This window comes from Streptomyces sp. NPDC003042 (assembly GCF_053591315.1).
Genome location: NZ_JBSFTP010000020.1, coordinates 1 through 20,946, shown reverse-complemented (window position 1 = coordinate 20,946; position 20,946 = coordinate 1). Strand labels below are relative to the sequence as shown.

Genomic DNA, 20,946 nt, shown 5'->3' with positions numbered 1-20,946 from the left:
CACCGGATCGCTCACCTTATCCGGCCAGGTCGGCCGCAAACCATGCTGGTGACAAAATCCACTCACCCCATACCAGGTCAAACCACCCAACCCGTCATGTCGGGTCCCGGCTTTTTGGATTGCTTTACCGGCAGTCGGCCGCGGCCGCCGTGGTTCCGGTGAAAGTCGGGACGGGTGCGGGGCCGACATCGGTTCCGCTTTCGGCGGTCCAGCGGCTCTCGCGTCCAGTCCTCGTCCCTGCGCCCGTCCCGTCCTGTCCGTCCTCGCGCCCGTTCCCCGTCCCGGACTTGGGTGCGGGCGGGGTGATCGTCAGCGGCCGGTCCATCCGCAGCTGCTGGAACAGCCGGGCGGCGTCCGGTTCCACCAGCTCGTCCCGGTTCGGATCGGCGGCGTACGGACGGCGGGGCACCGTCAGGAACTTGACCTGCTCGGCCGGTATGTCCCGTACGCCCCGAACCAGTTCGTACAGTCCGCGCAGCGAGGCCAGCCCCGGGTCCGTCGTCAGTGAGGAGGTCGCCGCGTCCAGCAGCGGATAGAGCCGCGCCGGATTCAGCAGGACCCCGTTGCTCTGCACCTTCTTCACCAGCGAGCCGAGGAACTGCTGCTGGCGCTCCATCCGTTCGGTGTCGCTGCCGTTGCCCAGGCTGTGGCGGGCGCGCACGAAGCCGAGGGCCTGCTCGCCCCGGAGCAGCTGGCGGCCCGCCGGGAGCTTCAGCCGCGCCTCGGTGTCGTCCACCGGGCGCTTGAGGCAGATCTCCACCCCGCCGATGGCGTCGACCATCCGCTTGAACCCGCCGAAGTCCAGCACCATGTGGTGATCGATCCGGATCCCGGTGAGCTTCTCCACCGTACGGATCGTGCAGGCGGCCCCACCCCACTGGAAGGCCCAGTTGAACTGGGCGAACCGCTCCCCGGTGCGCGACCCGTCCGCCTTGAGGCAGCTCGGGACGTCCGTCATCAGGTCCCGGGGTATCGAGACGGCCGTCGCGCTCTTCCGGTCCGCGGGCAGGTGCAGCAGGATCGTGGTGTCCGACCGCTGGCTGCCGCTGCCGCCGCGGTCCTCGCCGTACCGGGCGTTCTCGGTGCCGGAGCGCGAGTCCGAGCCGATCAGCAGGAGGTTCTGGGCGCCGACGGCGAAGTGCCCCGGACGCTCGCGCTCGTAGCGCTCCAGCTCGGCGGCGGCCGAGGTGTCCGAGGTGATGTTGCCGTCGAGCTTGGTGTAGAGCCACCAGCCCCCGGTCGCTCCGAAGAGCAGCAGCAGGACCATCCCGAGCCCGATCCAGCGCAGCAGTCGGCGCCTGCGGCCGCGCGGAGGCCCAGGGGGTGGCTTGCCGGGTATGCCCGCGCTGTCCGTCACTCGCGTTCCCTCCCCTCGGCGCTCGGGAACGGCCGTACGGGTGGGCACGGCCTGAGCCGATCGTGCCCCCGGGCGGCCCGAGCGGCCCGGGGGCAGGGGCGTGTAAAGGGCCATTCGGGTGACAGATCGCCCGTTATCGCCGTTAGACGGTGTGGGTGACGCGCTCGCTCTCGACCCGCTGGGCCAGGGCCGCCCGCGACAACTGGTCGAGATGGCGGCACAGGACCACGGAGCCGCCCGCCGCCAGGGCGGCGAAGAGCCCGGCCGAGAGCCCCTCCCAGGTCTCGTAGCCCAGCCCCGACAGCACCCGCGAGCCCTCGCCGAGACCCCGCTTCGCCGCGTCCTCACGGGCCCGCTCGACCAGCGCCGCGTACGAGAGCTCCTCGCCGCCGACCACCAGGCCGGGGCCGTCGGCGTCGACCGGGACGAAGGGCGCGAACCGGTCACCCTGCCCCGGCACCTCCACCGCGTAGTCCGCGAACCCGGCCGGCGGCTGCGGGAACCGCCCGCCCAGGGGGCGCAGCGCGAGGGCGACCCGCTCGCCGGAGCAGCGCAGGGCCGCCTCCAGGGTGTCCGGCCCGCTGACGACCAGGTCCGCGCCGGCCGGATCCCCGCCCACCTCGGCGACGACGCCGACGGAGGCGCACGCGAGCAGCCACACCGCGCTCTGCCAGTGCGCGGGGAGCAGCAGCGCGAGCCGGTCGCCCGGTTCCGCGCCCAGGTCGCCCTGGAGCAGATTGGCGGTCTTGGCCACCCAATTGGCGAAGGTGGCGACGGACAATTCGACGCGCTCGCCGGTGGCGTCGTCGTAGAAGGTGACGAGCGGGCGGCCCGGATCGGCGGCGAGCGCGGATCGCAGCAGGTCGGCAGGGGTGCGGTCAGTGGCGTTCACCCGCCACAGGGTACGCGGGCCCTTCCCCCGTACGGAGGGCGTGGGCTCGGCCGTCCGGGGGAAGGGCGTCCGCCGCCCACCGGACGGATCGTCAGTTCTCCGATGGCGCTTCGTGGTGGGACTCCCCAGCATCCATTGCATGCGTGGATTCCTTCCTTCCTCGATCGGCGTCGCGACGGCTGCCGCACTGGCCCTGCCGCTCGCGCTGCCTGCTCCCGCCCTGGCCACTTCGACCCGGGCGACCGCGTCCATGGACGCGGCCGCCCCCGTGACCCCCGCCGGGTCGACCCAGTCCCTGCCGCTCATCCCGCTGGGACCGTCGGCCGGCCGGGTCCCCGGCGTCCCGGGCATGAGCGCCTCGCCGGGCGTGGCGGAGACACGGGGGCTGGCCGCGCGGGAGGTCAAGACGTTCTCACTGGTCGGCGTCGTCTGGGACGACGCGAGCACCGAGCTGTTCGGCCACGTCCAGGTCCGCACCCGCTCCACGGAGACGGCGACCTGGTCCGACTGGCAGGACGTCGAGACCCACAACAGCGAACACGCCGCCGACCCCGACGCGGCGGAACGCGGCTCGGGACGCGTCCGCGGCAGCACCGCCCCGCTGTGGGTCGGCGCGTCCGATGCCGTCGAGGTCCGCGTCCAGGCCGAAGCGGGCGGTCCGAACACCCGCGCCGCGAGCCGCCGCCTTCCCTCGGGCATGCGCATCGAACTCGTCGACCCGGGATCGGCCCAGCCCGCCCCGCCGGGCGACGGCAAGAACAGCGGCCCGGGGGGCGACGACAAGGGCGACGCGGTGGCCGGAGTGCCCGGCATGACGATGGAGATGGCGGAAGCCTCCTCCGCCAACGTCCCGCTCGCCCCGCTGGGCGCCAACGAGATCTCCGAGCTCAACAAGGCCGACTCGACCGCCGACGCGATCCTCGCCGGCGACGGCACCCTCAGCCAGGCCGCCGCCCCCTACATCGGCCCGCGCCCGCGCATCGTCACCCGAAAGGGGTGGGGCGCGGACGAGAGCCTGCGCGAGAAGGGCCTCGTCTTCACCAAGACCGTCAAGGCGGCCTTCGTCCACCACAGCGCCTCCGGCAACAACTACGCCTGCGAGGACGCCCCGGCGGTGCTGCGCAGCCTGTACCGCTACCACGTCGTCAGCAGCGGCTGGCGCGACCTCGGCTACAACTTCGCCGTCGACAAGTGCGGAACGGTCTACGAAGGCCGGGCGGGCGGCGTGGCGAAGGCCGTGCTCGGCGCGCACACCATGGGGTTCAACACGGACAGCATGGGCATCGCGGTGATCGGCTCGTACTCCTCGACGCCCCCGCCGGCGGCCGCCGTGAGCGCGGTGGCCCGCCTCACGGCCTGGAAGCTCGGCCTCTTCGGCGCGAACCCGCGCGGGAAGACCACCCTGAAGTCGGGCGGCGGCAACCTGTACGCGAAGGGCCGCAACGTCCGCCTGAACGTCATCTCGGGCCACCGCGACGGCTTCGCGACGGAATGCCCCGGCCGCCAACTCTACGACCAACTCCCCCCGACCCGCACGACGTCAGCCAAACTCCAGGGCCGCCCGTAGCCTCCGGCGGTCCGGGGAGTTGCCCGCACCGCTGCCCTGACCGGCCGCCAAACCCAGCCCCGCCGGCGTTTGAGGCGCGGAGCCCCAGGTCTTGAAGCCGCGCCGGAGGCGGGAACGGAGGAAGGGCGGGGCGGGGAGAAGCCCCGCGCAGCGGCACCCGCCCCCGAACCCCGGCGGGCTACGCTCAACGCATGGCCGGCCGCTTCGACCCCCTCACCCGCACCGCCCCCACCGGCATGCCCGCGGGCGCCGGCAAGATCGACGGCCCCGTCGACATCGCCCTGACCCTCGGCCCCCTCAGACGCGGCCCGGCCGACCCCACCTTCCGCACCACCCCCGACGGCTCGGTCTGGCGCGCCAGCCGGACCCCCGACGGCCCCGCCACCCTCCGGGTGACCCCGCACGGCGACGCCGAGGCGTGGGGCCCCGGCGCCGACTGGGCCCTCGGGCAGCTGCCCGCCCTGCTGGGCGCGGGGGACGACCCCGCCGCGTTCGTCCCCCGCCACCGGCTCGTGCACGCCAGTCACCGCCGCCGCCCGGGTCTGCGCCTCACCCGCTCCGGGCTGGTGCTGGAGTCCCTGATCCCGTCCGTGCTGGAGCAGAAGGTCACGACCGACGAGGCCTACCGCGCCTGGCGCCGCCTGGTCCGCCAGTACGGGGAGCCCGCGCCGGGTCCGCAGGACCTGTACGTCATGCCCACGGCCCGCGCCTGGGCGCTGATCCCGTCCTGGGACTGGCACAAGGCCGGGGTCGACGCCAAGCGGTCCGCGACCATCGTGCGCGCCGCCCGGGTGGCCGCCCGGCTGGAGGAGGCCGCCGCGATGGACCTGCCGGAGGCCGCCGCGCGCCTGGAGGCCGTTCCGGGCATCGGCCCCTGGACGTCCGCCGAGACGCTCCAGCGCAGCAACGGCGCCGCCGACGCCGTGACCACGGGCGACCTGCATCTGCCGCGGATCGTGGGCTACGCCCTCGCGGGCAACCGGGACGCCGACGACGCCGAGATGCTGGAGCTCCTCGCCCCGTACGCGGGCCAGCGCCACCGCGCCGCCCGCCTGATCCTCCTCGCGGGCCGCGTCCCGCCCCGCCGCACCCCGAAGATGCCCCGTACGGACATCGGCCTTCTCTGAACCTCTGAACCTCTGAACCTCTGAACCTCTGAAACGACTACCGGACCTCGATGAAGTCCTCCGCCGCCCGCCCCGCCCGTTCCACGGGAGCCGCGGCCGCGTGGCCCACCGCCACCGCTCCCATCGGGTCCCAGTGGTCCGGCAGCGCGAGCACCTTGCGGACCACGTCCCGGCAGAACATCGTCGAGGACACCCACGCCGAGCCCAGCCGCTCACCGGCCAGCGCGACCAGGAAGTTCTGCACGCCGGCGCCCATGGCGACGACGAACATCTCCCGCTCGGCCGCGTCCCGCCGGGCGTGCCCGTAGTCGTGCGCGCCGTCCGTCACCATGCACGGCACCACCAGGCAGGGGGCGCCGCGCAGCACGTCCCCGCGGCGTACCCGCTTCGCGATGGACTCCTCGGACTTGCCGTCGCGCCGCAGGTCCGCGATCCACGCGTCCCGCATCGCGTCCAGCAGGTCCCGGCGGGCCGCCGCCGATTCGAGCAGGACGAACCGCCACGGCGTGGTGTGGTGCGGCGCCGGGGCCGTCACCGCCGCCGCCACGGCCCGCCGCAGCGCGCCCGGGTCCACCGGCTCGTCCGTGAAGGCCCGTACCGTCCGGCGCTGCGTCACGGCTTCCCGTACCGCCTCGGAGGTGCCCAGGCGGAACATGTCGTCGGCCGGTGAGCGCACCAGGTCCCGGGCGGTCGAGCCCTCCGCGCGTACGTGTCCCAGTCCCCGCACGACGGCCACCGGCAGCCCGGCGGCCTTGCCCTTGACGAGGTCCCCGGCGGCGGCCAGTTCGTCGGCGGTCGCGACGACCGTCGCGCTCAGCGGGTTCCCGTGCGCGTCCACGCCGCCGCGCAGGTCGTCCAGCACCCGTACGCCGGCCGCGCCGATCGCCACGTCCGTCAGCCCGGAGCGCCAGGGCCGTCCGAAGGTGTCGGTGACGATCACTCCCACGTCCACGGACAGGGCTTGCCGCAGGCCCCGCCGGATCGCCGCCGCCGAGGCGTCGGGGTCCTCGGGCAGGAGCAGTACGGTGCCGGGCTCGGTGTTCGAGGCGTCCACGCCCGCCGCCGCCATGACCAGGCCCCGGCGGTTCTCGACGATGCGCAGGGTGCCCCGGCGCGCGACCACCCGTACGGTCTCGGCGTCGATGGCGTCCTCGCGGGAGTCGGCGCGGACGATCCGGCCCTCCGCCTTCGAGACGATCTTCGAGGTCACGAGCAGGACGTCTCCGTCGCGCAGGTCGGGCGCGGCGGCCGCGATCAGCCCGGCCAGGTCGTCACCCGGCCGGACCTCCGGGATCCCGCCGATCGCCCGTACCTCGTACGAGGGCACGTGCTCGCCGGTCACCGGGCGGACTCCGCCAGCTCCAGGGCGGCCCGCGCCATCGCGGTGGTCGCGGCGAGGTCGGTCATCATCAGCGGCACCGCACGGCAGGTGATCCCGGCGGCCTCCACCTCGGCGACGGTGTCCGCGTCGGCCGTGTCCACGAGCCAGCCGTCGAGCAGCCCGGTCCCGTAGTGCAGGGCGACGGCGGCGGCGGTGGACTCGACGCCGACGGCGGCCAGCACCTTGTCGGCCATCCCGCGCACGGGCGCGCCCCCGACGATGGGGGAGAGGCCGACCACGGGCGCCCCGGCGGCGGCCACGGCCTCGCGGATGCCGGGCACGGCGAGGATGGTCCCGATCGACACGACCGGGTTCGACGGCGGGAAGACGATCACATCGGCGGCCGCGATGGCCTCCAGTACGCCCGGTGCGGGCTTGGCCTGCTCGGCCCCGACGGGGACGACGGCCTCCGCGTCCACGGCGGCGCGCATCCGGACCCAGTACTCCTGGAAGTGGACGACCTTGCGCTCGCCGGAGGCGGGGTCAGTGATCGCGACGTGGGTCTCGACCCGGTCGTCGGACATGGGCAGCAGCCGGACGCCGGGCTGCCAGCGGTCGCAGAGGGCCTCGGTGACCGCGCTGAGCGGGAAGCCCGCGCCGAGCATCTGCGTACGGACGATGTGGGTCGCGAAATCGCGGTCGCCGAGGCCGAACCAGGTGGGTCCGACCCCGTACGCCGCGAGTTCCTCCTTGACGGTGAAGGTCTCGTCGGCACGGCCCCAGCCCTGGTCCTCGTTGATGCCACCGCCGAGGGTGTACATCACCGTGTCCAGATCGGGGCACACCTTGAGCCCGAACAGGTGAATGTCGTCACCGGTGTTGCCGATGACCGTGATGTCCGCCTCGGGGACCGCCGACTTGAGTCCGCGGAGGAAACGGGCGCCGCCGATACCGCCGGCCAGAACAACAATGCGCATGCGTCGCAGTCTGTCAGGCCGGTACGTGCTCCTCGCGAGCCGGGGAGCAGCTGTGCATCGGCATTTCGGTCAGACCGGGGAAGTACACGTGCAGGCTGACCGCGCCGTCGAGGGTGTCGTTGAGGACCTCGTGGGCGTAGCCGGGGCCGAAGACGCGCTGGGAGCCCGCGCCCAGGGTGAGCGGGCCGCGTGCGCGGTGCTCGGTGAGCGTGCCGTCCAGGACGGTCATGACGCCGCAGGAGGCGCCGTGGTCGTGGGGGCCGCTGCCCTGGCCGGGGACCCAACTGAGCAGCCAGACCTCGTAGCCGGGGCCGGTGCGCAGGCGGTGGTACCAGCGGGTGGTGGCGTCGTAGCGGACCAGGTGCTCCCAGCTCGCGCGGTCGTCGGCGATCGACCGGGCGAGGCCGGCGAACTCGGCGACGGTGGCCGGGTGCTCGCGGGCGGGCTGGAGGAGGTGCTGGACGGCGAGGATGTCCCCGCCGATCTGGAGGTCGCTCTCGACGACGGCCGGGGCGACGGCCGGGGCGGGGACGGCCGGGGCGGCGACGGGGGTGCGGGGGGCTGCGTGCGAGCTGTTCATCGTGGGGGAGTCCTCGACGGATGTCAGTCGTGCCGGGCGGTTGCGGTGGGGTAGCCGGTGCTCAGACGGAGCCGTGGCTCCGGAGGCATCAACAGCTACAACAGCAACAGCGAACCTGGGCAGCGCTCAGGAACCCACGAATGGGGGTCCGGGTGGCGACTGCGGGCGCTGACATGCAGACAAGGAGACCGGGCGAGGGGCTGCACTGTCAACCCAATGTCGGGTTCGGGCGAAAAGTTTCACCTCATCCGGTTACTGCGCGCGGAGAAAGGTTTGTGCAGTCTCCGTCAGGGGATGTGCCGCTCCACATCGTGCCGACGCCGCCTCAAACCAGTCGGCGCCACTCGTGACCGGAATGTGATCCGCGCCGCATCTTCGGCTGAATCGCATCCCCACCCCCGAGTGACGCGTCGTCTACGGCAGAGAGTGGGGCCTGTGGGGTGTGCGTGGCATGTGTCACGATTTTTGGCCATATCAACACTTTCTGCATACGCTTGGTTCCGCCGAGTGAATAAGGCGCCCAATAGCAGATCTCGGCTTGACTGCGCAGGAGCGTCGCACTTGTAATTTCACTCGTGTCGTTACGTAGCGATCAGTAACGGCAACATCACGGGGACGCACAGACAGAGCGAGGGGCGCACATGACCGAGCTGTTTCAGGAACTGCTGGTCGAGGAAGCGGACGAAGAGCTCGGATGGCAGGAGCGCGCGCTGTGCGCCCAGACCGACCCCGAGTCCTTTTTCCCCGAGAAGGGCGGCTCCACCCGCGAGGCGAAGAAGGTCTGCCTCGCCTGCGAAGTCCGCTCCGAATGCCTTGAGTACGCCCTCGCCAACGACGAGCGATTCGGCATCTGGGGCGGTCTGTCCGAGCGCGAACGCCGTCGGCTGAAAAAGGCAGCGGTCTGAGAGGCCCAGAGCGCTCCCGCCGGGGCGCCCACGCGCTGAACAGCCACAAGGCGTCGTACGACATATCCACCGCACCACCCGCAGAGCATCCAGCAGAGCAAACGGTCCGCCTCCCGCACCTTCCCCGCAGGAGGCGGACCGTCGTCTTGCCAGCCGTTAGTGTGGCCGCTGTCCAGCAGCCTCCGAGGGCACACCACCCCCGGATCCCCGGCCGGAGGGCCCGTACCGCGATGTCCCTGCACAGCAACTCGACGGTCTCCCACCAGGCAGCCGCCACCCCCGAGTTCCCCCGGCACGTCGTCACCGCGGTCCTTGTCGCCCACGACGGAGCCCGCTGGCTGCCCCAGACCCTCGCCGGCCTCCTCGCCCAGGAACGCCCCGCGCAGAACCACGTCGCCGCCGACACCGGCAGCGCCGACCACTCCGCGCGCCTCCTCACCGAGGCCTTCGGCGACGACCGCGTCCTGCACCTCGCCCGCCGCACCGGCTTCGGCGCCGCCGTCGAGGAAGCCGTCCGCACCGCCGGCGTCCTGACCCCCGAGGAACTCCCCTACCTCAAGCGCCCCAGCGGCTGGGACCCCGTCAGCCGCACCTGGCACGACGACGCCTACGACCTCCCCGACCTCCCCCACGGCGAACCCGTCCAGTGGCTCTGGCTGCTCCACGACGACAGCGCCCCCGAACCCGACGCCCTCACCGAACTGCTGCGCGTCGCCGACGAGAACCCCGAAGCCGCCGTCATCGGCGCCAAGCTCCGCGGCTGGTACGACAAGAAGCAGCTCCTGGAAGCCGGCGTCACCATCGCCCGCAGCGGCCGCCGCTGGACCGGCCTCGACCGCCGGGAACAGGACCAGGGCCAGCACGACCAGGTCCGCCGCGTCCTGTCCGTCTCCACCGCCGGCATGCTGCTGCGCCGCGACGTCTACGACGCCCTCGGCGGCTTCGACCGCCGCCTGCCCCTGATGCGCGACGACACCGACCTGTGCTGGCGCGCCCAGTCCGCCGGCCACGAGGTCCTCGTCGCCCCCGACGCCGTCCTGCGCCACGCCGAGGCCTCCGCCCGCGAACGCCGCACCGTCGACTGCGTCGGCCGCTCCGCCGTCAGCCCCCACCGCGTCGACAAGGCCGGCGCCGTCTACACGATGCTGGCCAACTCCTCCGGCCGCGCCCTGCCGTACGTACTCCTGCGCCTCGTCGCCGGCACCCTGCTGCGCACCCTCGCCTACCTCGTCGGCAAGGCCCCCGGCCAGGCCGTCGACGAAATCACCGGCCTGCTCGCCACCCTCCTGCGCCCCGGCCGGATCCTCAGCGCCCGCAGACGCCGCCGTCGGCCCGCCGTCCCCAACGCCGACCTGCGCTTCGCCTTCCCGCCGCCCGGCGCGACCCTGCGCGCCAACGCCGAACAACTCGCCGGATACTTCGGCTCCGACCGCGACACCGACACCGCTCCCGCCGGCCGGCACGGCGGAGCCGTCGAGTCGGGCCCCGGCGGCGACGACGCCGACTACCTGGAGATCGAACAGTTCGGCCGGCTCAAGCGGATCGCCCACAAACCCGCTCCCGTCCTCTTCGGGCTGCTCCTGCTCGTCTCGCTCATCGCCTGCCGCGCCCTCCTCGGCGCCGGCTCCCTCATGGGCGGCGCCCTGCTCCCCGCCCCCGACGGCGGCCTCGACCTGTGGCGCGCCTACACCGGCGACTGGCAGGCCGTCGGCATCGGCTCCACCGCCGAAGCGCCCCCCTACCTCGCGGTCCTCGGCGCCCTCGCCGTCCTGCTGTCCGGCTCCGCCGAGGCCGCCGTGACCCTGCTCCTCGTCTGCTCGGTCCCGCTCGCCGGACTCACCGCCTACTTCGCCTCCCGGCCGCTCGTGGAATCCCGGCTGCTGCGCGCCTGGGCCGCCATCGCCTACGCCGTCCTGCCCGCCGTGACCGGAGCGCTCGCCGGAGGCCGCCTCGGCACCGCCGTCCTCGCCGTGCTGCTGCCGCTCATCGCCCGCTCCGCCGTCGCCGCCTTCGGCCTCGGGGCCGCACCGTCCCACCCCGCCCGGGAGGGCGCCGACCAGCGCGGCACCTGGCGCGCGGTGTGGACGTACACCCTCCTGCTGGCCCTGGCCACCGCCTTCACCCCCGTCGTGTGGCCGCTCGCCGCCGTCCTCGGAGCCGCCGCCCTCCTCGCGCGCCGCGCGCACGCGAAGACGTACGCCCCGCGGCTGCTCGCCACCCTCGCCGTGCCGGTCCTCGTCCTCGCGCCCTGGTCCCTCGGTCTGTTCACCCACCCCGGGCGCTTCCTGCGCGAGGCCGGCCTGCCCTCCGCGGCCGGCTCCGCCACCCCCCTCGACCTGATCGGCCTCAGCCCCGGCGGCCCCGGCACCTTCGGCGGACTGCTGCTGGCCGGCACCGTCCTCGCCGCCCTGGCCGCCCTGCTGCGCGCCGACCGGCGGTTCGCCGTCCGCGCCGCCTGGACCGCCGCCCTGGCCGGCCTGCTCCTCGCCGTCCTGCTCAACCGAACGGGCTGGGCCGGACCCGCCGGCCTCGTCTACGGACTCGCCCTCCTCGCGGCCGCCGTGCTCGGCGCGGACGGCGCCAAGGAGCGGGTCGCCGCCCGCAGCTTCGGCTGGCGCCAGCCGCTCGCCGCCCTCGTCGCGCTCGCCGCCGCCGTCGGACCGCTGCTCGGCGCCGCCGCGTGGATGGCCGCCGGGGCCGACGGACCGCTGGGACGGCGAGACCCCGTCCAGGTCCCGGCCTTCGTCGCGGACCAGTCCGACGACAGCAACCGCACCCGCACCCTCGTCCTCGGCGGCGACTCGCCCGCCACCGTCTCCTACACCCTGGTCCGCGGCTCCGGCGTACGCCTCGGCGACGCCGAACTCCTCGCCCACACCGGCAGCGAGCCCGGCCTCGACAAGACGGTCGCCAGCCTGGTCTCCGGCTCCGGGGCCAACCAGTCCGAGCAGCTCGCCGCGTTCGCCGTCCGCTACGTGATGATCCCGCCCGGCGGCCCCCGCCCGATGCGCCAGACCCTGGACGGCACCCCCGGCCTCAAGCAGCACCACCAGGAGGACGGCACCGCCGTCTGGGAGGTCCAGCGCCTGCCCGCCCGCGTGGCCATCGTCCCCGGCGCGCCGGGACAGGCCCCGATCGCCGTCGACGCGGGCCCCGTCGAGGCCCACGCCAAGATCCCGGCGGGCGAAGAGGGCCGCACCCTGCGCGTCGCCGACCGGGCCGACCCCGGCTGGCGCGCCACCCTCGACGGCAAGCCGCTCACCCCCACCACCCTGGACGGCTGGGCGCAGGGCTTCGAACTGCCCGAGGAGGGCGGGCGCCTCGACCTCGTCCACCAGGACTCGCTGACCCGCGACGCCTGGCACTGGGCGCAGGGACTGCTCGCCCTGGTGCTGCTCGTGATGGCCCTGCCGGGCCGCCGCGCCCGGCTCGACGACGATCTCCCCGAGGAGGAGGCCGCGGCCTCCTCCGGGGACCAGCCGGGCGAGCCCGGACCGGGCGACGCCGGCCAGGGCCGCCGCGCCCGCAGGCTGCGCGCCGAGACCGCGCCCGAGCCGGCACCGGCCGAGGCGGTCGTCGACCCGTACGCGCAGATCCCGGCGCAGCAGGTGTACGGGGAGGAGGCGTACGCCTACCCGGCGCCCCAGGTGTACGAGCAGCACCAGCAGCCGCCCTACCCGGAGTACGCCGACCCCTACCCGTACCCGCGGCAGCCCCCGTTCCCGCAGCAGCAGCCCTATCCGTACGACCACGAGCAGCAGAGTTACGACGCCTACGGACAGCACGACCCGCGCCGTCCGGACGGGAGCCCCCAGCAGTGAAGCAGCGCGCCCCCCTCTCGCTCGCGGCCGTGACGGTGGCGCTGGCCGCCGTCACCGGCCTGGCCTTCCTCACCGCCCCCGCCGCCGCCCCGGACGCCGACGCGAAGAAGGCGGCCGCCGCCCGGCTGCCGGTGGAGCGGTCGGTGCTGGTGTGCCCGGCGCCCAGTACGTCGGACATCGCCGAGACCACGTACACCTCCCTCACGCCCGGCAAGACCGCCGGCAAGGGCACCGCCCGGCTGGTGACCAAGGACGGCAAGGCGGTCCTGGAGCCGAAGGAGCCCGGCAAGCCGGTCACGGCCACCGCCTCCGGCGCCGAGGCGCCCGCGCTGACGGGCACCGCCGACGGGATCCTGGCCGCCGGCTGGACCGCCCAGCAGACCACCAAAGTCTCGGTCGGCCAGGCGCGGGGCCTGCTCGGAGTGGCCTGCACGGCGCCCGGCACCGACTTCTGGTTCCCCGGCGTCAGTACCGCCAAGGGCCGCCAGGACTACGTCCACCTCACCAACCCGGACGACAGCGTGGCGGAGGTGGCCGTCAAGCTCTACGGCCCGGACGGCCTGGTCAAGCACAAGCCGGGAACCGTCGACACCGTCATCAGCGTCGGCCCCCGCTCCAGCGAGAAGGTGCTGCTGTCGTACCTGGCCCGCGACGCCCAGCTCGCGGACGTCACCGCCCATGTGACGACCATTTCGGGCCGGGTCGGAGCCTCCGTGCAGATCGCCGAGGAGGGGATCGGCGCCGACTGGCTGCCCGCCTCCACCGGCCCGGCGGGATCCCTCGTCCTGCCCGGCATCCCGTCCGACGCCACCTCCGTACGGCTGGTGGCCTTCACCCCCGCCGAGGACGACGCCGACCTCACCCTGCGGCTCGCCGGCCCGACCGGCTCGATCAGCCCGGCCGGCAACGAACAACTGCACGTCAAGGCCGGTATGACGGCGAGCGTGGACCTCAAGGACGTGACGCGCGGCGAGGCGGGCTCGCTCCTGCTGACCCCGGTGGAAGGCAAGAAGGCCGTCCCGGTCGTCGCCGCCCTGCGGGTGGTCCGGGGCACCGGCACGAAGCAGGAGCTGGGCTTCATCCCGGCGAGCGCCCCGGTGGGGGAGCGGGCGACGATCGCGGACAACCGGATCGACGCCAAGGCGACCACACTGGCCCTCACGGCAGCGGGCGGCGCCGACGCGAAGGTCCGCGTCACCGCCTCCCCGGGCACCGAGGGCGGCGAACCGGCGGCCTCGGAGTTCACCGTCAAGGCGGGCACCACCCTCGCGGTGTCCCCGCCACCCGCTCCGGCGGGCGGCAAGGGCGCGTACGCCCTGACGGTGGAGACCCTGTCCGGCGGCCCGGTCCACGCGGCCCGCACCCTGGGCCTGCCGCACGAGGGGATCCCGATGTTCACGGTCCAGGCCTTCTCGGACGACCGCTCGACCGTCTCCGTCCCCAAGGCCGTCGAGGACCCCTCGATCCTGACCCGTTAGTCCTGCCCGTACCGGGGGTCGACCGTTTCGGGTGAGAGGCCGAGCAGCTCCGCCACCTGCTCCACCACGATCTCGTGCACCAACAGGGCTTTTTCGTCCCGCGTCTTGGCGCGGATCTCCACCGGGCGCCGGAACACCACGATCCGCGGCCCGCGTCCGTCGCGTGCCTCCGCCAACCCGCCCAGCGGGACGGCCTCGTCGTTCCAGCCGCTGTCCGGCCCGCCCGGCGGGCCGGGCACGTCCGCGATGACGAACTCCACCTCGGCCAGCTGCGGCCATCGCCGCTCCAGCCGCTCCACGGAATCCCGTACGAGGTCCCCGAACAACTCCGCCCGGCTCGCCGACAGCGGCACCTGAGGCGGCGCCAGGGGGCCGCGCATCCCCCGCCCGTGGCGGTCGCGCCGCCGCGTCCGGGGCTCCTGCGGGGTCTCGGCGCCGGTGGTGTTCCCGGAGCTCTGGGCGGGTGTGGGGCGGGGGGGAAGCGGGCTGTCCGTCACCTTCGCAGGGTAGCTCTCACCGCCCGGTGCCCGGCAGGGCCTCGATCCGGTCACGACCTGGTGTCGCACCGGTGTCACACCTTGAACGATCCGGCCAAGGTTGGGCACCGTTCCGGACTCGGCCGCCCCCGCCGCCAACCGCCGGGGAGTACGACACGGGGGAGTGACCAGCGGGAGAGTCGTCGCGGCCCGGTCAAGAGTGCGGTACCGTCCAACGTCGTGAGCCTTGTACGTCGCTGTTCGCGCACCGCGTGCGGCCGCCCTGCCGTCGCCACACTGACGTACGTCTACGCCGACTCGACCGCAGTTCTCGGCCCGCTCGCCACCTACGCCGAACCCCACTGCTACGACCTGTGCGCCGAGCACTCGGAGCGCCTGACCGCCCCGCGCGGCTGGGACGTCGTACGCCTGTCGGACGGTTCCGGCCCGTCACGCCCCAGCGGCGATGACCTCGAAGCCTTGGCCAACGCCGTGCGTGAGGCCGCCCGTCCGCCCGAGCGCGCCGCCGAGGCCGGCCGGGGCCGCTCCGGGGCGCAGACGACCGGCGAGACGCGTCGCGGACACCTGCGGGTCCTGCGTTCGCCGGACTCCTGACACGCGGATCGTCTGAAAAGCGGCTCTCCGTACAAGGTAGGTTTGCTCCACCGCACAGGACCTTCAGGAGGGCAGGCAGTGGCCGCAGATCTTTCGAACATCGTCAAGGCATACGACGTACGTGGCGTCGTACCCGACGAGTGGGACGAGCCCCTGGCCGTGCTGTTCGGTGCTGCGTTCGTGGAGGTCACCGGCGCCAAGGCGATCGTGGTCGGCCACGACATGCGCCCCTCCTCCCCGGGCCTGTCCGCGGCCTTCGCCCGCGGCGCCGCCGCCCGTGGCGTCGACGTCACCCTCATCGGCCTGTGCTCCACGGACCAGCTCTACTACGCCTCCGGCAAGTTCGACCTGCCCGGTGCGATGTTCACGGCCTCGCACAACCCGGCCCAGTACAACGGCATCAAGCTCTGCCGCGCCGGCGCCGCCCCCGTGGGCCAGGACACCGGCCTCTCCACGATCCGCGAACTCGCCGAGAAGTGGACCGACGAGGGCGCTCCGGCGATCCCCGCCGGTACCGTCCCCGGCACGATCACCGAGCAGGACACCCTGACCGGCTACGCGGAGCACCTCAAGGGCCTGGTCGACCTCACCGCCATCCGCCCGCTCAAGGTCGTCGTCGACGCGGGCAACGGCATGGGCGGCCACACCGTCCCCACCGTCTTCGAGGGCCTCCCGCTGGACCTCGTCCCCATGTACTTCGAGCTGGACGGGACCTTCCCCAACCACGAGGCCAACCCCCTCGACCCGAAGAACATCGTCGACCTCCAGGCCCGGGTGAAGGCCGAAGGCGCCGACCTCGGCCTCGCCTTCGACGGCGACGCCGACCGCTGCTTCGTCGTCGACGAGCGCGGCGAGGGCGTCTCCCCGTCCGCCATCACCGCCCTGGTCGCGGCCCGCGAGCTGGAGCGCAACGGCGGCTCCGGCGTCGTCATCCACAACCTGATCACCTCCTGGTCCGTCCCGGAGGTCGTCAAGGAACACGGCGGCACCCCCGTGCGCACCCGCGTCGGCCACTCCTTCATCAAGGAGGAGATGGCCAAGTCCGGCGCCATCTTCGGCGGCGAGCACTCCGCGCACTACTACTTCAAGGACTTCTGGAACGCGGACACCGGCATGCTGGCCGCGCTCCACGTCCTCGCGGCCCTCGGCGGCCAGGAGGGCACCCTGTCCGACCTGGTCTCCTCCTACGACCGCTACGTCGGCTCCGGCGAGATCAACTCGACCGTCGCCGACCAGGCCGCCCGCACCGCCGAGGTCAAGGCCGTCTACGGCGCCCAGGACGGCGTCACCGTCGACGAGCTCGACGGCCTGACCGTGACCACCGCCGACTGGTGGTTCAACCTGCGCCCCTCCAACACCGAGCCGCTGCTCCGCCTCAACGTCGAGGCCCGCGACCGGCCCACCCTCACCAAGATCCGCGACGAGGTCCTCACCCTCATCCGCGCCTGACCCACCGCGCCGGGCCGCAGTCGCCCCGCGATCCCGGCCCGCAGGCCCAGCCCCCCGCGCTCCGCGCAGTGCCGGCAGGGGGCTACCGCCCCGCCAGCTCCCTCCAGCCCCACAGACCCCTTCCAGCCCCGCCAGGGGGCCCCTCCGAGGGGGTCCCCCCGGACGGAGTCTGGGGGAGGTAGCTGGGGGAGTTCGAGGCGCGGGTCCGGGCGGAGCCCGGTGCCCGGCGCAGCCGGGGGTCCCGGGGCGGAGCCCCGCCACCGGGTCCGGGCCCCGACCCGCGGCACCACCGGCTCCACGAAGCCGCACCGCAGGTGACTCGGCGGTACGCTGACCACGCCCAATCCGCATGCCCGAAGGGAACCGCCCCATGCCGCTCGAAGCCGGCCTCCTGGAGATCCTCGCCTGCCCCGCCTGCCACTCGCCCCTCGAGGACAAGTCGGCGGACGAATCGGCACCCGAGCTGATCTGCACGGGCCAGGACTGCGGCCTCGCGTACCCGGTGCGCGACGGCATCCCGGTCCTCCTCGTGGACGAGGCCCGGCGCCCCGCCTGATCGCCGCTCCGCCCGCAACACCTGCTGAGACCGATTCCACCGCCCTGGGTCCGTCAACACCGCCGGAGGCCGCCATGCTCGACGAGTCACTCCTCGACGCACCGGACGATCTCGCCCGTGCCGACCGCCGCGGGCTGCTCCGCGGCGCCGCCGAGGCGGGGGCCAGAGTCCGCACCGCCGCCCGGCACGCGACCGAGGCGGGTCTCGCCGACCTGCGCCCCGACGGGCGCCCCCGCGCCGTGCTCATCGCGGGTTCCGGCACCGCCGCCACCGGCGTCGCCGACCTCCTCGGCGCCCTCGCCGGGGCCGCCGCCCCGGTCACCCGCCTGCATCCCACCGGCGTCGCGCACGCCGCCGGGGCGCTGCGCTGGGGGCTGCCCGGCTGGGCCGGCCCCGTCGACCTGCTGCTGATCGCCACCACCGACGGCACCGAACCGGGCCTCGCGCTCCTCGCCGAGCAGGCCTACCGGCGCGGCTGCACGGTGGTCGCCGTCGCGCCCGAGCGCTCACCGCTGAGCGAAGCGGTGGACGGCGCGCACGGGGTGCTCGTACCGATGGCGAAGGCTCCGTACCAGGAGTACGACGAGTCCGCCGCGGCCGGGCCCGGCGCCCTCTGGGCCCTGCTGACCCCGCTGCTGGTCCTCCTCGACAAGCTGGGGCTGGTCGTCGCCGCACACGACTCCCTCCAGCGGGTCGCCGACCGGCTCGACCGCACCGCCGAGCGCTGCGGACCCGCCATCGCCACGTACTCCAACCCGGCCAAGACCCTCGCCGCCGAACTCGCCGACTCCCTCCCGCTCATCTGGACCGAGGGCGCCGCCGCGGGCCCGGCCGGCCGCCGCTTCGCCGCCACCCTCGCCGAGCTGGCCGGCCGCCCCGCGCTGGCGGCCGAACTCCCCGAGGCGCTGCCCGCCCACGGCGTCCTGCTCGCCGGGTCCCTCGCCGCCGGAGCCGACCCCGAGGACTTCTTCCGCGACCGCGTCGAGGAGCTCCAGGCCCTGCGCGCCCGTATCGTCCTGCTGCGCGACCGGCCCACCGGCGGCCTCTCCGCCGCCCCGGCGGCGCGCGAACTCGCCCTGAGCCACGACACGGCCGTCAGCGAACTCGAACCGGAGGAGGGCGGAGAGCTGGAGCAGCTCGCCGAACTCCTCGCCGTCACGGACTTCGCCACCGCATATCTGGCGCTGGCCTCCCGCGGACACAGCTGAGGCACACACCCGTGCCCGCCCTCATTCAGATCCAGGAAGACGACGATGGACCGCCTGACGAACACGATCCGCCCCTACGCGTGGGGATCCACCACCGCGATCCCCGCCCTCCTCGGGGTCGAGCCCACGGGTGAGCCCCAGGCCGAGATGTGGATGGGCGCCCACCCGGGTGCCCCCTCCCGTCTCGACCGCGGCGCCGGCGAGACCACCCTCGCGGAGGTCATCGCCGCGGACCCGGTGGCCGAGCTCGGCTCCGCCACCGTCGCCAAGTTCGGCCCCCGCCTGCCCTTCCTCCTCAAGCTGCTCGCCGCCGGCGCCCCGCTCTCCCTCCAGGTCCACCCCGACCTGGCCCAGGCCAAGGAGGGCTTCGAGGACGAGGAGCGCCGGGGCGTCCCGATCGACGCGGGCCACCGCAACTACAAGGACCCCAACCACAAGCCGGAGATGATCTGCGCGCTCACCCCCTTCGACGGGCTGTGCGGATTCCGTTCCCCGCTGGCGGCCGCCGAGCTGCTCGCCGGCCTGGACGTGGACTCCCTCAAGCCGTACGTCGACCTGCTGCACGCGCATCCCGAAGAGGCCGCCCTGCGCGAGGTGCTCACCGCCGTACTGACCGCCGACCGCACGGAGATGGCGCACACCGTCGCCGAGGCCGCGGCCGCCGCCGAGCGCCTGGGCGGCCCGTACGAGCCGTACGCCGCCCTCGTCCACGACTACCCGGGCGACCCCGGGGTGATCGCGGCCATGCTGCTCAACCACGTACGACTCCAGCCCGGCGAGGCCATGTTCCTCGGCGCGGGGGTCCCGCACGCCTACCTCGACGGCCTCGGCGTCGAACTGCTGGCCAACTCCGACAACGTGCTGCGCGCCGGGCTCACCCCCAAGCACGTGGACGTGCCCGAGCTGCTGAAGATCGTGAAGTTCGAGTCGGGCGACCCGGCCGTGCAGCGCCCCGAGGGCGACGGCGAAGAGGTCTACGAGACCCCCATCGACGAATTCCGGCTCTCCCGCTTCCTCCTGGCCCCCGGCGGCGCCCCCCGCGTCCTGCCGGACACCACCCCGCAGATCCTGCTCTGCACCGCGGGCGCTCCGCACATCGGCGAACTGACCCTGGCCCCCGGCGAGTCCGTGTTCGTCCCGGCGGGCGAAAAGGCCGAACTGTCCGGTACCGGCACCGTCTTCCGCGCCACCGTAGTGGTCTGACGTAGCGTCGACCGCACCGGCACCTGCAACAATGTGCGGCCGTAGTCAGTGGCTAGGAAGGGACATCCAGCACCCATGAGCGCGTCGGGCGGTACCAAGGCGATCGTGGCGGCACTCGCCGCCAACCTCGCCATCGCTGTAGCCAAATTCGTGGCGTTCCTCTTCAGCGGATCCTCGTCGATGCTCGCGGAAAGCGTCCACTCGCTCGCGGACTCCGGCAACCAGGGTCTGCTGCTGTTGGGCGGGAAGAAGGCCCAGCGCGAGGCGACCCCCCAACACCCCTTCGGGTACGGGCGGGAACGCTACATCTACGCCTTCCTCGTCTCCATCGTGCTCTTCACCGTCGGTGGCATGTTCGCCATCTACGAGGGCTACGAGAAGATCCACCACCCGCACGAGATCTCGCACTGGTACTGGCCCGTCGGCGTCCTGGTCTTCGCGATCATCGCCGAGTCCTTCTCGTTCCGTACGGCCATCAGGGAGTCGAACGAGATCCGCGGCAACCAGACCTGGGGCCAGTTCATCAAGCGGGCCAAGGCCCCCGAACTCCCGGTCGTGCTGCTTGAGGACCTCGGCGCGCTCGTCGGCCTCGTGCTTGCCCTCGCGGGCGTCAGCATCGCCCTGGTGACCGGCAACGGCGTCTGGGACGGCATCGGCACCCTGTGCATCGGCGTCCTGCTGATCGTCATCGCCGTCGTGCTGGCCCTGGAGACCAAGTCCCTGCTGCTGGGCGAGGCCGCGGACATCGACGAGGTCGAGAAGATCAAGGCCGCTGTCGTCGACGGGGAGAGCGTCACCCGCATCATCCACATGCGGACCCTCCACCTCGGTCCGGAAGAGCTGCTCGTCGCTGCCAAGATCGCCATCCGCCACGAGGACACGGCGGTCGACGTGGCGAACGCCATCAACGCCGCGGAGATCCGCATCCGCGAGGCGGTCCCGATCGCCCGCGTGATCTACCTGGAACCGGACATCTTCGACCCCGAGGCCGCCAAGACCCTCTGACCGGGCCGCAAAGCCCCGGACCGTTCCGCCGGAAGGCCGAAACCGAGCCAGACTCGTCTCCCTGCCGACTGGGGCCCGCTGGGCCGATCGGTGTAGATTCGACCTCAGTGTCAGGCGTCGCTGCTGATGGCGGTCGGGCGGTCCTTTGGACCGGCCGAGGGGAGAGAGGGCCCCCGACGGACTGTGCTCGGTGCACGGGTTCCGCCCGTGCACGGCTCAGCCGTACCCACCCTCTCGAACCATGAGGAGCAGCACCCATGGACTTCAAGGTCGCAGACCTTTCCCTTGCCGCGTTCGGCCGCAAGGAGATCACCCTGGCCGAGCACGAGATGCCGGGCCTGATGTCGATCCGCGAGGAGTACGCGGCGACCCAGCCGCTGGCCGGCGCCCGCATCACCGGCTCCCTGCA

At 73.5% G+C, this 20,946-nt stretch carries 18 protein-coding genes; 12 read left to right on the top strand and 6 right to left on the bottom strand.

Annotated elements, in window-relative coordinates; all coding sequences use genetic code 11:
• Window positions 1-124: 124 nt before the first annotated feature.
• Entirely contained in the window at window positions 125-1,357 is a 1,233-nt protein-coding gene (locus tag ACWDYJ_RS13575; protein ID WP_451565678.1) for an LCP family protein, read from the bottom strand.
• Window positions 1,358-1,499: 142 nt separating this feature from the next.
• Complete coding sequence (locus ACWDYJ_RS13570; protein ID WP_451565677.1) at window positions 1,500-2,249, bottom strand: TIGR03089 family protein; 750 nt, start codon at window positions 2,247-2,249, stop codon at window positions 1,500-1,502.
• Window positions 2,250-2,388: 139 nt separating this feature from the next.
• Here ACWDYJ_RS13570 and ACWDYJ_RS13565 point away from each other — a divergent pair, with 139 nt between their 5' ends.
• Both ACWDYJ_RS13565 and ACWDYJ_RS13560 read left to right on the top strand, forming a co-directional pair.
• Window positions 2,389-3,816, top strand: coding sequence for a peptidoglycan recognition protein family protein (locus tag ACWDYJ_RS13565; protein WP_451565676.1), 1,428 nt, complete (start codon window positions 2,389-2,391; stop codon window positions 3,814-3,816).
• A gap of 191 nt (window positions 3,817-4,007) precedes the next feature.
• On the top strand, window positions 4,008-4,943 hold the full coding sequence (locus tag ACWDYJ_RS13560; protein ID WP_451565675.1) for a DNA-3-methyladenine glycosylase family protein: 936 nt from the start codon (window positions 4,008-4,010) through the stop codon (window positions 4,941-4,943).
• Between the two features lie 37 nt (window positions 4,944-4,980).
• Here the strand turns inward: ACWDYJ_RS13560 and ACWDYJ_RS13555 are convergent, their stop codons facing one another.
• The 3 genes from ACWDYJ_RS13555 to ACWDYJ_RS13545 are packed head-to-tail and all read right to left on the bottom strand — an operon-like array spanning window position 4,981 to window position 7,821.
• Window positions 4,981-6,285, bottom strand: a complete 1,305-nt coding sequence (locus tag ACWDYJ_RS13555; RefSeq protein WP_451565674.1) for a coenzyme F420-0:L-glutamate ligase — start codon at window positions 6,283-6,285, stop codon at window positions 4,981-4,983.
• Window positions 6,282-7,241, bottom strand: a complete 960-nt coding sequence (gene cofD / locus ACWDYJ_RS13550) for a 2-phospho-L-lactate transferase (RefSeq protein WP_451565673.1) — start codon at window positions 7,239-7,241, stop codon at window positions 6,282-6,284. Before cofD ends, ACWDYJ_RS13555 begins: the two co-directional genes overlap by 4 nt.
• A 13-nt stretch (window positions 7,242-7,254) precedes the next feature.
• Entirely contained in the window at window positions 7,255-7,821 is a 567-nt protein-coding gene (locus tag ACWDYJ_RS13545) for a cysteine dioxygenase (RefSeq protein ID WP_451565672.1), read from the bottom strand.
• Window positions 7,822-8,462: 641 nt separating this feature from the next.
• Here ACWDYJ_RS13545 and ACWDYJ_RS13540 point away from each other — a divergent pair.
• The 3 genes from ACWDYJ_RS13540 (at window position 8,463) to ACWDYJ_RS13530 (ending at window position 14,025) form a co-directional block, all read left to right on the top strand.
• Window positions 8,463-8,726, top strand: a complete 264-nt coding sequence (locus ACWDYJ_RS13540) for a WhiB family transcriptional regulator (RefSeq protein WP_003983763.1) — start codon at window positions 8,463-8,465, stop codon at window positions 8,724-8,726.
• 230 nt (window positions 8,727-8,956) lie between these two features.
• A complete protein-coding gene (locus ACWDYJ_RS13535) occupies window positions 8,957-12,547 on the top strand; it encodes a glycosyltransferase (protein WP_451565671.1) in 3,591 nt (1,196 codons plus the stop codon).
• Window positions 12,544-14,025: a DUF5719 family protein gene (locus tag ACWDYJ_RS13530; RefSeq protein ID WP_451565670.1), complete on the top strand. Its 1,482-nt coding sequence runs from the start codon at window positions 12,544-12,546 to the stop codon at window positions 14,023-14,025. The genes ACWDYJ_RS13535 and ACWDYJ_RS13530 overlap by 4 nt, the downstream gene beginning before the upstream one ends.
• Here ACWDYJ_RS13530 and ACWDYJ_RS13525 read toward each other — a convergent pair.
• Window positions 14,022-14,522, bottom strand: a complete 501-nt coding sequence (locus ACWDYJ_RS13525) for a metallopeptidase family protein (protein ID WP_451565669.1) — start codon at window positions 14,520-14,522, stop codon at window positions 14,022-14,024. The two genes, ACWDYJ_RS13530 and ACWDYJ_RS13525, sit on opposite strands and share 4 nt — an antisense overlap.
• 219 nt (window positions 14,523-14,741) lie before the next feature.
• Here ACWDYJ_RS13525 and ACWDYJ_RS13520 point away from each other — a divergent pair, with 219 nt between their 5' ends.
• The 7 genes from ACWDYJ_RS13520 to ACWDYJ_RS13490 form a co-directional block, all read left to right on the top strand.
• Window positions 14,742-15,116, top strand: coding sequence for a DUF3499 domain-containing protein (locus tag ACWDYJ_RS13520; RefSeq protein WP_451565668.1), 375 nt, complete (start codon window positions 14,742-14,744; stop codon window positions 15,114-15,116).
• Window positions 15,117-15,194: 78 nt separating this feature from the next.
• A complete protein-coding gene (locus ACWDYJ_RS13515) occupies window positions 15,195-16,565 on the top strand; it encodes a phosphomannomutase/phosphoglucomutase (protein ID WP_451565667.1) in 1,371 nt (456 codons plus the stop codon).
• Between the two features lie 370 nt (window positions 16,566-16,935).
• Window positions 16,936-17,121 carry a Trm112 family protein gene (locus ACWDYJ_RS13510; RefSeq protein WP_362883080.1) on the top strand — a complete coding sequence of 62 codons (186 nt, stop codon included), beginning with the start codon at window positions 16,936-16,938 and terminating at the stop codon, window positions 17,119-17,121.
• A gap of 74 nt (window positions 17,122-17,195) precedes the next feature.
• A complete protein-coding gene (locus ACWDYJ_RS13505) occupies window positions 17,196-18,329 on the top strand; it encodes an SIS domain-containing protein (RefSeq protein WP_451565666.1) in 1,134 nt (377 codons plus the stop codon).
• A gap of 45 nt (window positions 18,330-18,374) precedes the next feature.
• A complete protein-coding gene (manA, locus tag ACWDYJ_RS13500; RefSeq protein ID WP_451565665.1) occupies window positions 18,375-19,532 on the top strand; it encodes a mannose-6-phosphate isomerase, class I in 1,158 nt (385 codons plus the stop codon).
• Window positions 19,533-19,607: 75 nt separating this feature from the next.
• The gene (locus ACWDYJ_RS13495; RefSeq protein ID WP_451565664.1) at window positions 19,608-20,537 is read left to right on the top strand and encodes a cation diffusion facilitator family transporter; all 930 of its coding nucleotides are present in this window, start codon (window positions 19,608-19,610) and stop codon (window positions 20,535-20,537) included.
• Window positions 20,538-20,794: 257 nt separating this feature from the next.
• Window positions 20,795-20,946: adenosylhomocysteinase (locus ACWDYJ_RS13490; RefSeq protein ID WP_451565729.1), on the top strand; the 152-nt coding region annotated here is incomplete at its 3' end.